At 42.9% G+C, this 17,875-nt stretch carries 19 protein-coding genes and 1 other RNA gene; 3 read left to right on the top strand and 17 right to left on the bottom strand.

Translation table 11 applies throughout. The features are described from left to right. Nucleotides 1–111: 111 nt before the first annotated feature. The gene (thpD, locus tag LOR49_RS02210) at nucleotides 112–1,056 is read left to right on the top strand and encodes an ectoine hydroxylase (RefSeq protein ID WP_240374471.1); all 945 of its coding nucleotides are present in this window, start codon (nucleotides 112–114) and stop codon (nucleotides 1,054–1,056) included. Between the two features lie 112 nt (nucleotides 1,057–1,168). Here thpD and LOR49_RS02205 read toward each other — a convergent pair whose 3' ends face one another. The 5 genes from LOR49_RS02205 to LOR49_RS02185 all read right to left on the bottom strand — a co-directional run bounded on the left by LOR49_RS02205 (nucleotide 1,169) and on the right by LOR49_RS02185 (nucleotide 5,149). Then, entirely contained in the window at nucleotides 1,169–1,366 is a 198-nt protein-coding gene (locus LOR49_RS02205) for a hypothetical protein (protein WP_240374470.1), read from the bottom strand. 237 nt (nucleotides 1,367–1,603) lie between these two features. Beyond that, complete coding sequence (gene tatC / locus LOR49_RS02200; RefSeq protein WP_240374469.1) at nucleotides 1,604–2,332, bottom strand: twin-arginine translocase subunit TatC; 729 nt, start codon at nucleotides 2,330–2,332, stop codon at nucleotides 1,604–1,606. An 18-nt stretch (nucleotides 2,333–2,350) separates the two neighbouring features. Next, nucleotides 2,351–2,569: a twin-arginine translocase TatA/TatE family subunit gene (gene tatA, locus LOR49_RS02195; RefSeq protein ID WP_240374468.1), complete on the bottom strand. Its 219-nt coding sequence runs from the start codon at nucleotides 2,567–2,569 to the stop codon at nucleotides 2,351–2,353. 80 nt (nucleotides 2,570–2,649) lie between these two features. Beyond that, nucleotides 2,650–4,362: a GMC family oxidoreductase gene (locus LOR49_RS02190; protein WP_240374467.1), complete on the bottom strand. Its 1,713-nt coding sequence runs from the start codon at nucleotides 4,360–4,362 to the stop codon at nucleotides 2,650–2,652. Nucleotides 4,363–4,387: 25 nt separating this feature from the next. After that, nucleotides 4,388–5,149 carry a gluconate 2-dehydrogenase subunit 3 family protein gene (locus LOR49_RS02185; protein ID WP_240374466.1) on the bottom strand — a complete coding sequence of 254 codons (762 nt, stop codon included), beginning with the start codon at nucleotides 5,147–5,149 and terminating at the stop codon, nucleotides 4,388–4,390. Between the two features lie 188 nt (nucleotides 5,150–5,337). Here LOR49_RS02185 and ilvD point away from each other — a divergent pair, with 188 nt between their 5' ends. After that, nucleotides 5,338–7,035, top strand: a complete 1,698-nt coding sequence (gene ilvD / locus LOR49_RS02180) for a dihydroxy-acid dehydratase (RefSeq protein WP_240374465.1) — start codon at nucleotides 5,338–5,340, stop codon at nucleotides 7,033–7,035. A gap of 55 nt (nucleotides 7,036–7,090) precedes the next feature. On the opposite strand, the gene LOR49_RS02175 is transcribed toward ilvD, so the two are convergent. The 10 genes from LOR49_RS02175 to ssrA all read right to left on the bottom strand — a co-directional run bounded on the left by LOR49_RS02175 (nucleotide 7,091) and on the right by ssrA (nucleotide 14,006). Beyond that, nucleotides 7,091–8,074: a siderophore ABC transporter substrate-binding protein gene (locus LOR49_RS02175; protein ID WP_240374464.1), complete on the bottom strand. Its 984-nt coding sequence runs from the start codon at nucleotides 8,072–8,074 to the stop codon at nucleotides 7,091–7,093. Between the two features lie 34 nt (nucleotides 8,075–8,108). Further along, entirely contained in the window at nucleotides 8,109–8,867 is a 759-nt protein-coding gene (locus LOR49_RS02170) for an iron ABC transporter ATP-binding protein (RefSeq protein WP_240374463.1), read from the bottom strand. After that, on the bottom strand, nucleotides 8,861–9,811 hold the full coding sequence (locus LOR49_RS02165) for an iron chelate uptake ABC transporter family permease subunit (protein WP_240374462.1): 951 nt from the start codon (nucleotides 9,809–9,811) through the stop codon (nucleotides 8,861–8,863). Before LOR49_RS02165 ends, LOR49_RS02170 begins: the two co-directional genes overlap by 7 nt. Then, nucleotides 9,801–10,754, bottom strand: coding sequence for an ABC transporter permease (locus LOR49_RS02160; protein WP_240374461.1), 954 nt, complete (start codon nucleotides 10,752–10,754; stop codon nucleotides 9,801–9,803). Before LOR49_RS02160 ends, LOR49_RS02165 begins: the two co-directional genes overlap by 11 nt. A 173-nt stretch (nucleotides 10,755–10,927) precedes the next feature. Further along, the gene (locus LOR49_RS02155; protein WP_240374460.1) at nucleotides 10,928–12,172 is read right to left on the bottom strand and encodes a bacillibactin exporter BcbE; all 1,245 of its coding nucleotides are present in this window, start codon (nucleotides 12,170–12,172) and stop codon (nucleotides 10,928–10,930) included. Nucleotides 12,173–12,187: 15 nt separating this feature from the next. Next, nucleotides 12,188–12,346 (bottom strand): YfhD family protein, encoded by a 159-nt coding sequence (locus LOR49_RS02150; protein WP_240374459.1) that lies wholly within the window; start codon nucleotides 12,344–12,346, stop codon nucleotides 12,188–12,190. Nucleotides 12,347–12,467: 121 nt separating this feature from the next. After that, on the bottom strand, nucleotides 12,468–12,614 hold the full coding sequence (locus tag LOR49_RS02145) for a hypothetical protein (protein WP_240374458.1): 147 nt from the start codon (nucleotides 12,612–12,614) through the stop codon (nucleotides 12,468–12,470). A 35-nt stretch (nucleotides 12,615–12,649) separates the two neighbouring features. Further along, nucleotides 12,650–12,907, bottom strand: coding sequence for an alpha/beta-type small acid-soluble spore protein (locus tag LOR49_RS02140; protein WP_240374457.1), 258 nt, complete (start codon nucleotides 12,905–12,907; stop codon nucleotides 12,650–12,652). 18 nt (nucleotides 12,908–12,925) lie between these two features. Continuing rightward, on the bottom strand, nucleotides 12,926–13,111 hold the full coding sequence (locus LOR49_RS02135; RefSeq protein WP_240374456.1) for a YozQ family protein: 186 nt from the start codon (nucleotides 13,109–13,111) through the stop codon (nucleotides 12,926–12,928). Nucleotides 13,112–13,642: 531 nt separating this feature from the next. Further along, nucleotides 13,643–14,006: a transfer-messenger RNA gene (ssrA, locus tag LOR49_RS02130) on the bottom strand. A gap of 111 nt (nucleotides 14,007–14,117) precedes the next feature. Between ssrA and yunB the strand changes: the two genes are divergently transcribed. Then, entirely contained in the window at nucleotides 14,118–14,894 is a 777-nt protein-coding gene (gene yunB, locus LOR49_RS02125) for a sporulation protein YunB (RefSeq protein WP_240374455.1), read from the top strand. Nucleotides 14,895–14,915: 21 nt separating this feature from the next. Here the strand turns inward: yunB and smpB are convergent, their stop codons facing one another. Both smpB and rnr read right to left on the bottom strand, forming a co-directional pair. Further along, on the bottom strand, nucleotides 14,916–15,389 hold the full coding sequence (gene smpB, locus LOR49_RS02120; RefSeq protein WP_420830387.1) for an SsrA-binding protein SmpB: 474 nt from the start codon (nucleotides 15,387–15,389) through the stop codon (nucleotides 14,916–14,918). A gap of 156 nt (nucleotides 15,390–15,545) precedes the next feature. After that, on the bottom strand, nucleotides 15,546–17,849 hold the full coding sequence (gene rnr / locus LOR49_RS02115) for a ribonuclease R (protein ID WP_338021109.1): 2,304 nt from the start codon (nucleotides 17,847–17,849) through the stop codon (nucleotides 15,546–15,548). Nucleotides 17,850–17,875 lie beyond the last annotated feature (26 nt).

The following is a 17,875-nucleotide window of genomic DNA, read 5'->3' as shown; positions in this document are numbered from 1 at the left end:
CGAGTTTGCTGATTTTATTTTAATATGTTTATCTAGAAGATGGGCGGGGAAATGGAGTGATGGACTCGCCACAATAACTAAATAAGTGAGTTGAAAAGGAGTGATGGTGTGATGGCAGTCGATTTGTATCCTTCTAGACAAGGTGAGCAGGCAAAAATCCTCAGGAGGCAAGACCCTGTGGTCCACCGCAATCCCGAATTCTCGGATGGTCCGCTTAGTGAGCAGGAACTAACGAAATTTGAAGAAAATGGTTATCTTATGTTTGAAAAGCTGTTTAATGACGATGAAGTATCCATCATGAAAAGCGAATTAAAACGCACCATGGACTTCAATCGTGACCGTGAAGCTGATGATGTCATTAAAGAACCCGGGAGTAATGAAATTCGCTCTGTTTTTGAGATCCATAAAGACAGCGGCTTCTTTCAAGCTCTTTCTAAAAACGAAAGAATTGTGAATGCAGCACAGCAAATCTTAGGAAGCCAGGTTTACATTACACAGTCTCGAATAAATTTCAAGCCAGGATTTAAAGGTAAGGAGTTTTACTGGCATTCGGACTTTGAAACTTGGCATACAGAAGACGGCATGCCCAACATGCGTGCGGTCAGCTGCTCGATCATCCTAACTGATAACTATGAATATAACGGACCGCTTATGTTAATACCTGGTTCCCATAAGTGGTATATTTCCTGCCCGGGAGAAACTCCGGAAAACAACTATAAATCTTCTCTTCAAAAGCAAGAAACGGGGGTTCCTGATAATAACAGTATGACTTGGCTTGTAGACCAGGCAGGCGGCAGAATAGACAGAGCAACGGGACCCGCAGGATCTGTGTTATTCTTTGAGTGCAACACGATGCACGGTTCAGCAGGAAACATATCGCCTTATCCGCGCAGCAACGTTTTCTTTGTGTTTAACTCTATTAACAATAAACTGACTGATCCATACTCGGGGCAGACACCACGCCCGGAATTCTTAGCTAATCGTGAAGATATCCGGCCAATCACTCCGAACAAAGATCGCCTTCAAAACTTCTCCAACCGAATTACAAAGAGATAAATAGCAACACCGCTTCCTAATTCAGGAAGCGGTGTTTTCATTGCACAATAAATGAAATTGTAAATAGTTCTTTAAAAATCAAAAAACAGCTACCTATATCCAGGCAGCTGTTTTATTTCTCTTTTTCTCGTTCCTTTTCTTCGGAATGCTGTGTGATGAGAAGTCCATACAACATAGCAAATATCATGCCGCCAAACCCTACCATCTGAAAGGCAGCGCTTTGGACGCCCTCTAATTGGACGGTTCCCATGAAAAATAGTAACACAAAAACGGTTATCCAAATAAACGTCCATAGCATAGGATTTTTCATTGTGTTCCCTCCTTTTCTTATTTCGTGTATTTTACAATCATATGGGCTAATCTGGATTATATTATTCTGAATTTTAATAATTATATCATATATCTAATGTTTTATCCAGAAAATAGTGAGGCACCCTGTCATGATAGTGCGTGAAGGGCGCCTTCTATATACTTCTATACTATCTGTATACCCTCATTCGTTCTTCTGAAAACATTTTATGTGAGCAATAATCATTCTCGTTTCCTTTTATCCCGTTACGACTGCCTCTTCTTCTTTTCTCTTTACCTGTTTCTTATAGACCCTTTTTGAAAATAGAAGACCAATTTCATAAAGAACAAATAGAGGAATGAGCACGATTATTTGTGACACAAAATCAGGAGGCGTAATAAGGGCAGAAATGACAGCCAGGGTGATGTAGGCATATTTTCTCGTCTTTTTTAATTGGCTTGGTGTGACCATACCAATCGCTGTTAAGAACATGAGCACAAAGGGTACTTCAAACAAAAATCCGAGAGGAATCGTAGACATTAATAGAAAAGAAAAATATTCTCTAGTTGTGATCATCATATCGAAATTTATTTTCCCCAAATTGATTAAAAAGCCATAAATAAAAGGAAAGACGACGAAAAAGCCAAAACTTATCCCGGCAATGAAGCTTATAAACATTGCAGGAATAAAGCGAAGAGCTGTCCTGCTTTCTTTGTCAGAAAGAGCAGGTCTTACAAACTTCCATATTTGATAGCCAATAAATGGTGCAGACAGTCCAATACTGAGGCTGCCAGCAACACCGGTGTAAAAGCGGACAACTTCCAAAGGACCAAGCATCACAAGTTCCTGGTCCTTTGTTAAAAACGGAATGATTTGCTGAATACCGGCAATCATTATCGCAAAACAAATAATAAAGAAAATGACGGAAGAGAGAAGGACCTTACGCAATTCCGTTAAGTGTTCAATGGCAGTCTGTTGATCATCCATTGACAACCTCTCCTCTCTTTATACCGTTTCGTCCTTCTTATTCTTTTTTTCTTCTCCCTCCGCTTTCTCCGTGGAAGACGAGTTATCACTCATGATGTCATTTGCAGATTTTTTAAACTCAGATAATGTTTTACCGAAAGCTGAGCCTATTTCTGGTAGTTTTTTAGGCCCAAAAATGATCAAGGTGATAATTAAAATGATGACCAGTCCGGAAACGCCAATATTTCCTGGAAACATGCCAATCACTCCTTAATTTTGTAATTGTCTCTTTTCCTCGCAACGGTTAGCTTTTGCATAAGCGGATGAGCGGAACCCCGTTAAACAAGTAAACCGCCTTCCTTGCTGTAACGGATGATTCCCTCAGAGGCTCGGTAAGCAAGCGCCCCTACTGTTCCAGTTGGGTTGTAGCCGCTGTTATGGCGAAATGTTGAAGCGCCCAGAACAAAAACATTATCTGCTTCCCACATTTGGGAATAATTATTAACCGTGGAGTTCTCAGGGTCTGCGCCCATTGGTGTTCCGCCGACATTGTGGGTGGTTTGGTAAGGAACGATGTTGTAATCTCCCAGTTCTTCTGCCTCTGTCGCAATATCCGCACCCATCTCTTTGATAAATTTAGTTGCCTGCTTGCTTAGATAACTATGCAACTGGCGGTCCTGGTCGGTAAAATTGTATGTCATTCTCAAGAGAGGGACTCCGTATGCATCCTTATAAGTCGGGTCAAGGTCTAAGTAGTTGTATTGATAAGGCATCGATGCCCCTTGAAAACCAATCCCAAGGTTACGCGTGAAATAGTGAATCGATTTTTGTTTGAATTCTTTCCCCCACGCTGGAGTGCCCGGAGGTACTGGATTGGTTGCGATCGGCCGTTTTCCAGTTTGAGTCACAGATCCCACACCACCATGAATAAAGTCGAGACCCGCATGATCAAAGTTATCACCATTAAAATCATCAACTGCAATACCCAGTGAACCTGCTCCCATAAAAGTATTAAACTGCTCGTCCTCAAAGAATCCAGTGGAGCCTGCGTTAATCTGATAACAATAGCCTCTTCCGACATGGCCTGTACCTTTTTCTGGATTATAAGGAGTACCGAGGTTAGAGACGAGTAACAGCTTCGAATTATTCATTACGTAACTGCTTAATACGACTACTTCCGCCGGCTGAATGTATTCTTTTCCAGACAGGACATCCACATAACGGACACCTGTTGCCTTTCCGCCTTCATGCAGGATTTCTACTACATTCGAATGAGTGCGAAGCTCGTAATTACCTGTTTCTTTCGCTGTTGGAATTACCGTAATCGTCGGGTCTGATTTTGCACCGTATTCACAGCCGAACCGTTCACAAAACGCACAGTATTGACAAGCATTTATCGTCTTGCCATCGGGGTTTTCGTATTTCTCAGATAAATTCGCCGAAGGAATTGCGAATGGTTTCAGCCCCATATTTTCAGCTGTTTTTCTAGCTCGCTCTGTAATAGGAGTACTTTTCATTGGCGGAGTAGGATACGGATTACTGCGTGGTCCGCCGTGAGGATTTTCCTCCCCGGAGATTCCGCAAGTTTTTTCGAATTGATCATAATACGGCTCTAACTCGTCATAAGTTACGCCCCAGTCTTCGATAAGCATGTCTTTTTTTATTTTATTTTTCCCGTATTTGTCAATTGTCTTCGTCCGTATTTCAAAATCATAAGGAAGAAAACGATGGGTCATGCCGTTCCAGTGGACCCCTGCCCCACCTAGTCCTTCACCAAGCAGAAAGGAACCAAGCTGTCTCATAGGGAGGGCTCTTTGTTTTGATTCATTGCGAAAGGTGATCGTTTCCTTTGACACATCCTGCATTAAATCATAGCGAATCGCATAACGCAGCTCGTCATGAATCATGTAATAGTCTTCCGTTCCACGTGCTTTCCCGCGTTCCAGACCGACTACCTTTAGTCCTTCTTTCGCACATTCGGCAGCAATAATGCCTCCTGTCCAACCTGCGCCAACGGTTACCACATCTACTTTGTCTAATTTCTCAGCCATGTTCTCAACTCCCTATCTTGGTAATTTACTTATCCATGTGAGAATGTAAACTGCTTGGAGGTTCATCATAAAATTTATCGGAATCAATCACGTCATGGTACGCCATCTTATTACCGGGATATTCTTTCATTTTCCAGCCTTCCATGTTCTGATTTCCACCGTAAAGGGGATCTGCATATGCACCCTCTAACGTAGCAGCGCGAAGCAGTGCAAAAAACTGCTCATTCGGTACACCGGCCAGTTCGATATCTCCTTTTTCGAAGGCAGTAAGTATATCGATTTGCTGGTCTTCTTCTAAGTCTAGAAAAGGAGCGTTGAATTTTTTCTGGCTATACTCCTTCATTTTTCGAATGCCTTGCGAAAAAATTTCGTGCCGCTGTAACCTGGATTGATATCCTTGGGTTGGCTCCCCTTCAAAAAAAGGTCCTTGCATGTACTCTTTTGCATTATGCCCCCATGCGCCCGCTAATTGTTTATCAATGTAATAAGGGACACCTAGTTCAATAGCACCTGGCCCGAGCTCATCCGCCGGAAATATCAACTCTGTTGCCTGGGACAAAACATCAAAATCTTCCTTTTGAGAGAAGTACATCAGGGCGTGATCAAATTGTGGTGTTTTCTCTGATTTGCCGCCCGGCTTTTCCTGTGTAGGCGCCCCGCCGGATTGCATTTGGTTCCCGACTATTCCTCCGACAAGACCTCCACCCACAACTCCTCCAGCGACGTAACCGCTGTTTCTTAAGAATTGCCGACGCGTCATTTTGTTATCTGATGAATTTTCAGCCATTTCTGGATACCCTCCTTTTCCTTGTACTAGTAACTCTTGCCAAGTTTTTCTAAAGTTAAACATTTAGCAAGCAGGATTTTTATCACTCGACGTTTGCTGAATTGTCATTATCCTAGTATCATGAGAGGAGGTATAGTACAGAAAATATGATAAAATGTAACAACTTTTCTAGAGAGGGTTGAAGTGCAATGGATGAAAACAAGAAAGATCTGCGAATCCGAAGCAAGGTAATCAGTGAAGGTGCTAACCGCACTCCAAACCGGGCCATGCTGCGTGCAGTTGGTTTTTCGGACGAAGATTTCAAAAAACCGCAAATCGGTATTGCAAGTACGTGGAGTGAAGTAACGCCGTGTAACATACATATCGACAAGCTAGCGCGTGAAGCGAAAAGCGGCGCATCAGACAATGGTGGAGCGCCTCTTATTTTCAACACCATTACAGTCTCAGATGGTATTGCAATGGGACATGAAGGCATGAGTTACTCGTTGCCGAGCCGTGAGGTAATTGCTGATTCCATTGAAACGGTTACCGGGGCAGAACGTCTTGACGGTGTCGTAGCCATCGGCGGCTGTGATAAGACAACTCCAGGTTGTATGATTGCAATTGGGCGCCTTAATCTGCCGTCTGTATTTATTTACGGGGGGACCATTCAACCGGGAAAGTTAAATGGAGAAGATATTGATATTGTGTCCGCTTTTGAAGCGGTCGGCCAGCACCAGCAAGACGAAATTAACGATGCTGAGCTTCACAAAGTGGAATGTCATGCGTGTCCTGGCGCCGGTGCCTGCGGCGGAATGTACACCGCAAATACAATGGCAGCAGCTGTGGAAGCGCTCGGGATGAGTATCCCAGGTTCCTCATCTACTCCTGCGGTATATGACTATAAAGAACAAGAGTGTAAACAAGCGGGGGAAATGGTCGTTGAATTGCTGAAAAAAGACATTTATCCACGCGATATCATGACGAAGAAGGCCTTTGAGAATGCGATTACTGTGGTCATGGCATTAGGTGGTTCCACCAATGCATTCTTACACCTGTTAGCGATCGCACACTCAGCTGGAGTAGAGCTCAGCTATGACGATTTTGAGCGGGTCCGCCAGCATGTACCGCATATTGCCGACTTGAAGCCGAGTGGAAAATATGTCATGCAGGATCTTTATGAAATTGGCGGTGTGCCAGCCGTTATGAAAATTCTCTTGGAAGAAGGACTTCTCCACGGGGATTGTTTAACCGTCACCGGCAAAACTCTTGCGGAAAACTTGGCAGAAGCGGCTCCCCTTAAAGAGGGTCAAGAGATTATTAAACCTCTATCCGATCCAATTAAGCCGAACGGACCACTCGTCGTTCTGCGCGGCAACTTGGCTCCAGACGGAGCTGTTGCAAAAATGTCCGGACAGAAAATCAGCCACTTCGAAGGAACAGCAAAAGTTTACAATAGTGAAGAGGAAGCAACGAAAGCCATTACTGATAATGAGATTAAAGAAGGCGATGTCCTCGTTATCCGTAATGTCGGTCCAAAAGGCGGACCTGGAATGCCGGAAATGCTCTCTGTTACAGCCATGATCGTCGGACGAGGACTTGGCGGAAAAGTAGCCCTTATTACCGACGGCCGCTTCTCCGGAGGCTCACATGGCTTTGTCATCGGCCACGTCGCGCCGGAAGCTGCTGCCGGTGGACCGATCGGCCTGCTTCAAACTGGCGACAAGGTGGTCATTGACAGCGAGACCCAAGAAATTAACTTTGAAGTCTCAGAGGAAGAACTTGATAAACGTGCCCGCAACTGGACAGCCCCTGAACCTCGATATAAAACAGGAGCACTCGCAAAGTATGCAAAGCTCGTCTCTTCCAGTGCGCAAGGCGCTGTGACTGACAAGGATCTTTATTAAATAGATAAAAACACAGTTCCTATCGAGGGGACTGTGTTTTTATCTATAACTTTTATTATTCCAACGCGCCTTCCACTTCTTCTACCATTTCTGAAACGGAGAGGAGGCCACCACCGGACAGGTACCAGTAGTTTGGATCAAGGTAAATGAAGTTGTCATTCTTATATGCTTCCGTATTCTTTGTTAAATCGTTTTCAACGACTTCTTTTGCTGAAGAGCCGCCGTCACCGACAACAGCACCACGATCAACGATAAACAAGTAGTCTGGATTCTGCTCTGCGATATATTCAAACGAAACACTTTGACCATGTATAGATGCCTCAATATTCTCGTCAGATTCAGGGAAACCAAATTCATCGTGGATAAGGCCAAAGCGGGACTCTGATCCATAAGCACTAACTTTACCGTCACTTGCCAGTATAATCAGAGCTTCTTCTTCCATGTCAGAAGTTTTTTCCTGTAACGCTGCTACTTTCTCTTTTACTTCTGTTAGCTTTTCATCCGCTTCATCTTCTTTTTCAAATATTTCAGCTAATGTCATCACATTTTCTTCAAAGGAATTCATGTAATCTTTTGTGTCAACTTGCAAGAAAATAGTTGGCGCAATTTTACTAAACTCATCATACGCATCTGACTGTCTTCCGGAAATAATGATAAGCTCGGGATCAATTTCGGCAATTTTTTCAAAATCTGGTTCTTTTAACCCGCCGACATTTTCATAATCAGCGCTTTCATATTTTTCGAGATACGTAGGGATGTTAGCCTGTGGTACCCCTGTAACATCGACGCCTAACGTGTCCAGCGTATCCAGACTTCCGAAGTCAAACACAACCACTTCTTCAGGATTCTTCTCAACTGTCGTTTCACCAAGATCATGTTCAATGGTAAGTTCTTCTGCTTGCACTTCTTCTTTTTCTTTGTTCCCGTCAGTACTGCCCGATGCTTGACCCGATGCCTCTTCACCACCGCCATCAGTTCCGCAAGCAGCGGCAGTCAACGTCATAATAAGTAAACCAGTGATCAAACGAAATTTTTTCATCTCTCTTTCCCCTTTTTTTGTAATGTAGCTTTTTTTAAGCAAAATACATACAAATTTTTTGTTTGTTAATATGTTGAATGGTCATATCCAAATCATAAATTTCTTTAAGTACATCGCGGTTAATGATTTCCTCTGTGCTTCCTTCCCGTACAACTTGGCCATTTTTCATTGCGACAATATAATCCGAATAGCAGGAGGCGAAGTTTATGTCATGAATAACGATGACAACTGTCTTACCGAGGTCATCAACGAGTTGACGGAGGACCTTCATGATTTGAACGGAATGTTTCATATCCAAGTTATTAAGCGGTTCGTCTAACAGAATGTATTCGGTATCTTGTGCGATCACCATCGCGATAAAGGCCCGCTGGCGCTGACCGCCGCTTAATTGATCCAAAAACTTATGTCTCATTTCTTCAAGTTCCATATAGGATATAGCTTCTTCGACATGCTGCCAGTCTTCCTCTTTCAACTTCCCCTGAGAATATGGAAAGCGACCGAATGCAACCAAATCCTCTACCGTTAAACGGACATTAAGAAAGTTAGACTGTCTTAAGATTGACATCTTCTTTGCCAGTTCTTTACTGGAAGCTGCCCCTACTTCTTCATTATCAATAAGCACTTCACCACTGTCTTTCGCTATCAAACGGCTGACCATCGATAAAAGCGTACTTTTTCCTGCGCCGTTTGGGCCGATAAAAGTAGTGATTTTTCCTTTTTCAATTTCCACGGATACATTTTCAACGACATTCTTGTTACCGTATTTTTTGAAAATGTTTTTCACTTTTACCATGTCTTACTCTCCTTTAGCAGCAGGTAAATAAAGTAAACCCCGCCGGCAAAATTGATAATAACACTGATTGTAGTTGCGAAAGTAAAAACTCTTTCAACGATGAGCTGGCCTCCGATCAATGCGATAATACTGATTAAGATTGCGCCGATGATAAGTGGTTTATGGCGGTGTGTTTTTAAAAACTCATACGCAATATTAGCAACTAATAGCCCTAAGAACGTAATCGGACCAACGAGTGCTGTCGAAATCGAGATTAATATCACGATAATAATCAACAGCCTTTTTACTACATAGTCGTACTTAATTCCCAAGTTAATGGCATGTTCTTTTCCTAGTGCCAAAACATCAAGATATTTAGCAAACGGCTTAAAGTAAAAGGAAACGATCAACATGCAAATGATTGACAATCCGAGAAGATCGGTCGAAACATTATTAAAGCTTGCAAACATTCGATCTTGGACAATCAGAAATTCATTTGGATCGATAAGCATTTGCATAAAGGAAGACAAGCTCTCAAAGAAAGTGCCGAATATTAACCCGACCAGTAACAGGAAGTAGATATTTCTGCCTTCCCCGCGAAAGAGCAATTGATAAAGAAGAAGGGCAAACAGCATCATGATTACGATGGACACGGAAAAATTAACATTTTTGTTAATAATCGTAACCGTGTTAGATCCTGCAAAAAATATGATAGCCGTCTGGACGAGTAAATAGAGTGAATCCAGCCCGATGATACTTGGTGTCAAAATCCGATTGTTCGTGATCGTTTGAAAAATAACAGTTGAAAAGGCAATAGCCGCACCAGTAACGATGATGGCAAGCACCTTCTTGCCGCGGCTTGGAAGAATATAATCTAAGTTACTTCCTAATCCTTGAAACATAAAAACTGCAACAACAGCGGCGGCCACAATAGCTAAGATAATAAGTTTTGCCTTAATTTTCATAGGCTTTTCCCCTCAACAACAAGTAAATAAAAATGCCGCTGCCAAGCACTCCGACGGTGAGCCCAATCGATATTTCATAGGGATAGATGATAAGACGGCCTAAAATGTCACAGAACAGCACGAATGACGCACCTAAAAGAGCAGTTTGGATAATACTCTTTTTCACATGATCACCCTGAAATATCGAAACAATGTTGGGAACAATCAATCCTAAAAACGGGATCATGCCAACTGTCAAAATGACAACTGCTGTCACTGCTGCCACGATTGTCAGTCCAAGGTTCACTACTTTTTTATAGCTCAGTCCCAAGTTGACGGAAAATTCTTCGCCCATCCCTGCTACTGTGAATTTGTTCGCAAACAAAAATGCAATGATGAGAATCGGTACACTTATGTAAATGAGTTCATACTGCCCTTGAATGATAAGTGAAAAGTCTCCATGCAGCCAGGAACCAATGTTTTGAATTAAGTCATTTTTGTAAGCAAAAAAGGTCGTGACGGAACTGATAATGCTCCCAAACATCAAGCCAACAAGCGGTATGAATACGGGATCTTTCAATTTGATCCTGTCTAATATTCGCATAAAAATAAAGGTGCCGAGCAAGGCAAAAATAAAGGCAATGCCCGCTTTAACAAGTGGTGATGCACTTGTGAAGACCATAAGGGAGACAAGGATTCCAAGCCGTGCGGAATCCATCGTTCCCGCTGTAGTTGGCGAGACAAATTTATTATGGCTGAGCTGTTGCATAATCATCCCGCAAATACTCATGCTCATTCCGGCAATCAAAATACTCGCTAATCTCGGCAATCGGCTCACCAACAATACCTCTGCCTGATCGTCGGTTAAATGAAACAGATCAAGCGGCGACACATTATGTACACCTATGAAAACAGAAGCAAAGGAAAGTATTACGAGTACTGTGAACAAATATCTTTTTTTCATAAGAAACCTAACTTTCTGCTGCAAACGTTTGTAATGATCCTTGCAAGGATATCGGTGTAAATGAATTTCATTATCATTGATAACGATTATCATTTTACATGAAAAAATGGAAATGTCAAACATGTTTTTAAAAAATAAGCTTGCTTTCCAAAGAGGAAAAACAAGCTTATTACTTAGTTTTTAAAAGCGGGCCTCATCGCCGTACGTTTTTCCCTTCCTTCAGGTTCAGGGCGGATGGCCATGAAGGTTAGAAGAACGGCAATGATACTAGCTGCCGCTAACATATAGTAAATCCATCCCGGTTGGTATTTCATCATCACAGCAATGAGGGGCGGGCCTGCTGCGACCCCAACAAATCGCATACTCGTGTAAAAAGAGGTAATGGATCCTCTTTCCTCTTTCTCTACCCCTCTGGTGATTAAGGCATCCAGACATGGCAAGGTAAGGCCGATCCCAATGCCCGCTCCCGATAAAAATAATATAAATAACGTAATACTCATCGTATCCTTAATGAAAAACAGAGACGCTGCTGTAATACTATTTCCAGCAAAGATAAACCACTTCATCTTCGTTTTATTATCACCAATCACCTTGCCGCTTCCATATGAAGCAGCACATAAAAATAAAAGAGGAATCGCGAGCAGCAACCCTTTCACGTACCCGTCGATGTTATACTTCTCTTCTAACACCGAGGAAAAGTGGAATAAAAAACCAAATAACACTAACATGGCAATCCCACCGATGAAAAAAACAGCGAACAGCCAGCGGCCATTGTGTTGAAACGTCTCTTTTATTCCTTGTAGAAATTCTCGAAAGCTTTGTGTAGTTGATTCTTCTTGGTCTGTTTCTTTAGGCACTTTTACCAAAAACATAACTAACAATGCGGAGAATATCGACAGTACCGGTATGGCAACGAATGGCATGTACCAAACCAAAACAGCAAGAAGTGCCCCCAACACGGGACTTAAAACTTTACCAAATGTGTTAGCTGTTTCAATTACTCCTAACCCATGACTGACCTCTTCTTCCTCCTTAAACATATCACCGACAGTCGGTAGAACAACAGGAAAGGCGCCTGCCGCACCTGCTCCTTGCAAAAAACGCCCGATCATTATTACCGTGTAAGGAGATTCCATTTGCCAAGCAGCAAAGCTTGATACCAATCCTCCAGCTGCGACAATAAAAAGACTTGGAACAATTACTTTCTTCCTCCCTACTTTGTCAGAGATATACCCGGAAAGGGGGATAAGAACGATAGCAATCAAAGAATAGATGGAGATCATAAGACTGGACTGCAAGGGCGTAATATCAATTTCGCGCTCCATTAAGGGTAATATTGGAATTAACATCGAATTTCCTAACGTCATCATTAATGGAATGGATGCTAACGCTACTAAATCCCATTTCTTTTGTGCCATTTTTTCCTCCGAAACCTATCCTTTTTTCTTTGCTCTTTCATCTGCTCGTCTTGCACGTTCTTGGGCTTCATGGTCCTCTTCATCAGCCAATGCCTCTGAAAATTCCACGTCAAGGCCGTCTGCGTAAGTCGAATTGTGTTCTGAATGGTGTGCGTTTTTCTTTTTATCGTTCACATATGTCACTCCTTCTCTAAGAAAGTGTATGCGTAGTATTCGCTTGTCGGCCTTTTACTATCCTGTTAATTGTTACAAGCGAAAAGAGAATGCAGCTTATTTCTGCATTCTCTTCCCTTTGTTATTTTTCTTCATAGGCAATTAGAATAATATCCTGATTCGAATCGCTTTGCAGCTCTTTTTCTAAGGTAGTGATCTTCTCCAAAATATCAGGATTCAAGTTTGCTGTTGTGTACTGCTCAAAAGGCAGCGATTGATTTTCCATCATATCGTACTTTTCCTCCCTTAAATACTTTACTTTTTTTATTTATTATCTAATTGTTTTTCTGCCATTTTCACAAGCTCCCGGACCATGCTGCCGCCGATGTTTCCGCCGATTTTCCCGGCATCTTTCGCTTTCATATCACCATTGTATCCTTTAGAAAAAGGGATGCCTTCCTCCTGGGCTGTCTCATACTTGGCATTGTCTGGGTTGTCTGTGTTGGTCACTTGTGCTTTTAGCTTATTTAATTCTTCTCTTGCTTCTGGGACAAGTATTTTATTGTTGTTAGTACCCGTCATGCTTCTCCCCCTCTTGCTTTACCTTTCCTCATTCTTTCGTAATAATCTCTTCCCATCATGTGTCATGTATCCGTCTGGCTCTTGTTGATCCGCGACTTTTTCATCTACTGTACCTTCCATAAACGCATCGGTTGCCTGTTCATGAGTAATAGTTGTACCTTGTCTATTAAGTCTTTTTTGATTTTCGCCTTTGTCTGTGGCCATAAGCTCCCCTCCTTTTCCAGTTGTTATTATTTTTTTCTGAAGGGGGCTTAATTATTCTGTTTATAGCAAAAACAATGGTAGTGCTAATATCCATAGGTTTCGTATAACTTTTTGATCTGATCACGAAATGTCTTCAGATGAACAAATCGTGCCGTTCGGTGCATTTCCCTTCCATCCGCGAACAAAATAAGTACAGGTGCCGTGAACACGGATAGATAGCCAGCTATTTCCTTCACTTCTTCCAGACTTACTGCTGCCATCTGAATATGAGGAAATTGTTTTAGAACCTCCTCCACCTGAGGAAGTAAATCGCGACCTACACTTCAACTGTTATTCGTAACATAAAGGAAGCGTAACCCTTTCTCCAGGAGAAATCGTTCCACCTCTGGCAGTGAATGAACTTTTTTCATTATAAATTCACCTTCCTATATATAGCATTCCTGTCATCTCCACACGACATCCATATCCTGTTGAAGTCTTGAAAAAACAAAAAAACGGAACTGCCATTATTCGGCGATCCGCTGTTATGTATGGTGGAGACGGTGGGAATCGAACCCACGTCCAGAGATATCGGCACTTAAGCTTCTACGAGCGTAGTCACTATATTATCATTCACCGTTGCATTCGCCTAGTGACAGGCTGCTGCAAGGCTAGTCTGGTTCGTCTCTTCTGCCGGCCTCAGACGGCGTCCGTACAGCGTAGCCCACTAATTAGTGAGACCCCGGTCACTCCACATGGGCGATGGAGAGTGGGATCCGCAATTAACTACTTACGCAGCTACTGCGAGGTTTTGTTCTGATTTGCCAGTTATTATTGGCGTAGGCCTTTTTCGAGACTGCCTAGCTCGGCTCGCGGCTTAAGCTCGACCTATCCCTGTCGAAGCCGTGTCGTCCCCGTTTATGAAGTTGGATACTTAGTATAACACATCCGTATTAAAATGCAAGAACATCTCCCGAGAATAGATGCTTCCTCGTTCACATACATTGAAGCATAGGGAGGATGCCTAGTGAGAAAACGTGGATTTCGCGTCCCCAGTAATCGACCGTTGTCTTTTAAGAAGGCCTTTATTATTTCTACTTTTATCTTTCTGCTGTTAACTGCGCAAGGCATTTGGCTTGTGAACCAACAAATAGCTGAAACTCTGCTCAATATAGCGACAATGGAAACACAAAAGATTGCCACATCTGCCATTAACCACGCTGTATCACGAACGGTACAGGATGTTGATATGAACGAACTGATTGAGATAGAAAAAGATGAACGCGGAGAAATAACCTCTATCGGCTTTAACGGGACAGTATATAATACCGTTGTCACGAACGCAGTGACAGAAGCACAGCATTACTTAGCGAAAATGGAGCGCGGACTGGTTCCAGAGGAAAGTTCGGGGATTATTGCACATTCTACAAGCGGAGACGAAGGTGCCATTTACGCTATCCCCTTAGGCAGAGCAACTAATAATGCACTTCTTGCTCAAATTGGTCCTTTAATACCTATTGAGCTGACTGCTATTGGTGATGTAGATGTGGAATTGAATGAAGAAATAGCAGAAAAAGGCATTAACAATACGTGGGTCCGAGTATCTCTGGATTTAGAAGTCGACGTAGAAGTAATTATTCCCTTTGCGACAGATACTAGTAAGGTTGTGACGACTGTACCTGTTGGAATGCTGTTTATTCCTGGTAAAGTTCCGGAATTTTACAGTGCAGGGGAAGGGGAGCTTCCCGCGCCCGCTGTCATTAGAGAAGAAGATCTCACGCAAGAAAAAAAGACATCCCCCTAACGAGAAAAGTGTCTATGCGCGCTATTCGCCCTTCATTTGCCGGCGGATGGCGCGGTCCATTTCCCGTTTTGCATCTTTTTGCTTCAACGCTTCTCGTTTATCGTATTTCTTCTTCCCTTTGGCAAGACCGATTAACACTTTAGCCTTACCGTTTTTAATATACACCTTTAAAGGCACAATAGAATAACCAGCTTGCTGGCTCTGGCCGATCAGCTTATTGATCTCACGCCGGTGCAGCAACAGCTTGCGTGTACGCAGCGGATCATGATTAAAGCGGTTGCCTTGTTCATAATGGCCAATGTGAGCGTTATGCATAAACAGCTCCCCGTTTTCGATTCTGGCAAAACTGTCTGCAATATTCATGCGGCCGGCACGAATCGCTTTTATTTCTGTCCCCTTTAACACAATGCCTGCTTCTACTGTTTCTTCAATAAAATAATCGTGACGTGCTTTTTTATTTTGAGCAATCACTCTTCCTTCGTTTTTTGCAGCCACTCTTCCTCTTCCCTTTCTTTCCGTCGAGACCCCTGTTCTCTTCATACGGCACTATTCTTTATTCATACTAGCAAACATGCAGAAAAAACGTCAATGAAGAGCACGCTCTAAAAGGGAGTCCTGCTGTAACTTGCAGTCTCCCCTTCTTAAAACCAATTATTTTCTTCCTTTTTTCTTCGGGACGTTCTCATAAAATGGCTTATTCTTCGTTGGCTTGTTTTTTCCTTTTTGGCGGCCCTTTTTTGCTTTTGCTTGTCCTGATTGACTGTTTGGGCGCTTTTCCCCTTCAATAACAGTTGGCCGCTCTTTTTTACGGCGGTTTTTCGTTCCTTTCATGCCGACGATTTCAAAATCAATGTCTGCCTCTTCGACATTGACATTAATGAGCCGCACCTCTATTTCATCCCCGATTCGGAATATGTTCCCGGTACGCTCTCCGATTAAAGCATAGGCTCGCTCATCGAAATGATAGTAATCGTCCGTTAAATAACTAACGTGGACCATGCCTTCAATCGTGTTCTCAAGTTCCACAAAGAGGCCGAAATTCGTGGCACCGCTAATAAAACCAGTGAATTCTTCGCCAACTTTGTCTTCCATGTACTGTGCTTTCTTCAAGTCATCCACATCTCGCTCAGCATCGACAGCTCTGCGCTCTCTTTCTGAAGATTGACGGGTAATGTCAGGTAATTTCTCTTTCCAAGCCGCACGACTTTTACTATCCATTTTCTTTTTAAATAAATACTCTCTTATAAGCCGATGGACGATTAAGTCCGGATAGCGACGGATTGGAGAAGTAAAATGGGTATAGAACTCGGAGGCAAGACCGAAATGCCCGATGTTTTCCGGATCATATTTTGCTTGCTGCATCGAACGGAGAAGTACAGTATTTATTACGGCCTCTTCCGGCTCCCCTTTTACCTCATCCAGCACTTTTTGCAGGGCACTGGCATGAATCGTGTTTGCACCGCCCTTTATGACATATCCAAACGTCGTAACGAACTCCAAGAAACGGTTTAATTTATCTGGGTCCGGGTCATCGTGGATGCGGTAAACGAACGGAAGCTTAAGCCAATGAAAATGCTCGGCTACTGTTTCGTTAGCAGCAAGCATAAATTCTTCGATCAACCGTTCTGCCACGGAACGATCCAGCAACACCACATCAACAGGCTTACCCTCTTCGTCTACTTTCACCTTTGCTTCCTTAAATTCAAAATCAATCGCCCCACGGCCGAAGCGTTTCTTTCGTAAAATTGCCGCCAACTCTTCCATTCTTTCGAATAACGGAACAAGATTTTTATATTTTTCCCGAACTTCTTCGTCTTTTTCTTCTAAAATTAAACGAACATCTTTATATGTCATTCGTTCGGTTGACCGAATAACGCTCTCAAAGATGTCGTGATTGACGACATTGCCTTTGTCGTTAATCTCCATTTCACAGGAAATCGTTAAGCGGTCCACTTTGGGGTTTAAACTGCAAATGCCATTCGATAAACGATGTGGGATCATTGGGATGACCCGGTCTACCAAGTAAGCACTTGTTCCCCTTTCAAACGCCTCTTTATCAATCGGGGAGTTCTCCTCGACATAATAACTGACATCTGCAATATGAACACCGAGCAGGTAGTTGCCATTGTCCAGCTTTTTTACTTGAATAGCGTCATCCAAATCTTTCGCGTCAGCCCCGTCAATGGTGACAATCGTCTCTTCCCGTAGATCACGGCGCCCTTTCAACTCTTCTGGCGTGATCTTTTCCGAAGTGGAGTGCGCATGGTCGATGACGTCATCTGGAAAGTCTCCAGGGAGTCCATGTTTATGGATAATGGAGAGAATATCGACACCCGGATCATTTTTATGGCCGAGTATATTCACGACTTTCCCTTCCGCACTAAAACGTCCTTCAGGGTACTTTGTCAGTTCAACGACAACTTTATGCCCGTCCACCGCGCCATTTTCAGCGTCCTGTGGGATAAAAATGTCATTTGTAATATGCTTGTCATCCGCCTCCACTAAGCCATACGAACGGTGATCCACATACGTACCGACTATCTTTGTCGTCCCTCGCTCTAGAATACGGATTACCGTGCCTTCAGGCTTCGTTCCGGAAGCTTTTCGCTGCACACGTACGAGGACGGTATCACGGTTCATGGCACCATTGATATCATTTGCCGGTACAAACACATCATCTTCCCCTTTATTTTCCGGCAAAATAAAAGCGAAACCTCGTTGATGCATTTGTACGGTGCCTTTTACTAAATTCATTTTTTCAGGCACACCGTAGCGATTGCTGCGTGTTCGAACAATATCCCCTGTTTCTTCCAATTCATTCAGTGTTTTCATTAGGGCTTTTGTCTCATCCGCACTGTGAGCTTCCAGCTCGTTTTGAATCTCTTCGACGGTCATCGGCTTCGAAGCTTCTTCTTTCATATAAGTCAGTAATTGGTCTTTATGCTCCTGTTCCACTTGTTCATCTCCTTTACAATAAGTGT

The organism is Bacillus piscicola (genome assembly GCF_022458745.1).
Classification (GTDB): Bacteria; Bacillota; Bacilli; order Bacillales; family Marinococcaceae; genus Alteribacillus_A; species Alteribacillus_A piscicola.
This window is presented reverse-complemented; position numbering and strand designations above follow the sequence as displayed.

Bases quoted from the DNA above. Each gene is read 5' to 3' on its own strand.
- LOR49_RS02190 (WP_240374467.1), bottom strand. From the start codon at position 4,362: ATGGCTGAGAAATTAGACAAAGTAGATGTGGTAACCGTTGGCGCAGGT.
- LOR49_RS02165 (WP_240374462.1), bottom strand. From the start codon at position 9,811: ATGAAAATTAAGGCAAAACTTATTATCTTAGCTATTGTGGCCGCCGCT.
- LOR49_RS02205 (WP_240374470.1), bottom strand. From the start codon at position 1,366: ATGAAAAATCCTATGCTATGGACGTTTATTTGGATAACCGTTTTTGTG.
- LOR49_RS02145 (WP_240374458.1), bottom strand. From the start codon at position 12,614: ATGATGGAAAATCAATCGCTGCCTTTTGAGCAGTACACAACAGCAAAC.
- LOR49_RS02160 (WP_240374461.1), bottom strand. From the start codon at position 10,754: ATGAAAAAAAGATATTTGTTCACAGTACTCGTAATACTTTCCTTTGCT.
- LOR49_RS02170 (WP_240374463.1), bottom strand. From the start codon at position 8,867: ATGGTAAAAGTGAAAAACATTTTCAAAAAATACGGTAACAAGAATGTC.
- LOR49_RS02175 (WP_240374464.1), bottom strand. From the start codon at position 8,074: ATGAAAAAATTTCGTTTGATCACTGGTTTACTTATTATGACGTTGACT.
- LOR49_RS02185 (WP_240374466.1), bottom strand. From the start codon at position 5,149: ATGGCTGAAAATTCATCAGATAACAAAATGACGCGTCGGCAATTCTTA.
- LOR49_RS02155 (WP_240374460.1), bottom strand. From the start codon at position 12,172: ATGGCACAAAAGAAATGGGATTTAGTAGCGTTAGCATCCATTCCATTA.
- tatA (WP_240374468.1), bottom strand. From the start codon at position 2,569: ATGTTTCCAGGAAATATTGGCGTTTCCGGACTGGTCATCATTTTAATT.
- LOR49_RS02135 (WP_240374456.1), bottom strand. From the start codon at position 13,111: ATGGCCACAGACAAAGGCGAAAATCAAAAAAGACTTAATAGACAAGGT.
- ilvD (WP_240374465.1), top strand. From the start codon at position 5,338: ATGGATGAAAACAAGAAAGATCTGCGAATCCGAAGCAAGGTAATCAGT.
- LOR49_RS02140 (WP_240374457.1), bottom strand. From the start codon at position 12,907: ATGACGGGTACTAACAACAATAAAATACTTGTCCCAGAAGCAAGAGAA.
- thpD (WP_240374471.1), top strand. From the start codon at position 112: ATGGCAGTCGATTTGTATCCTTCTAGACAAGGTGAGCAGGCAAAAATC.
- tatC (WP_240374469.1), bottom strand. From the start codon at position 2,332: ATGGATGATCAACAGACTGCCATTGAACACTTAACGGAATTGCGTAAG.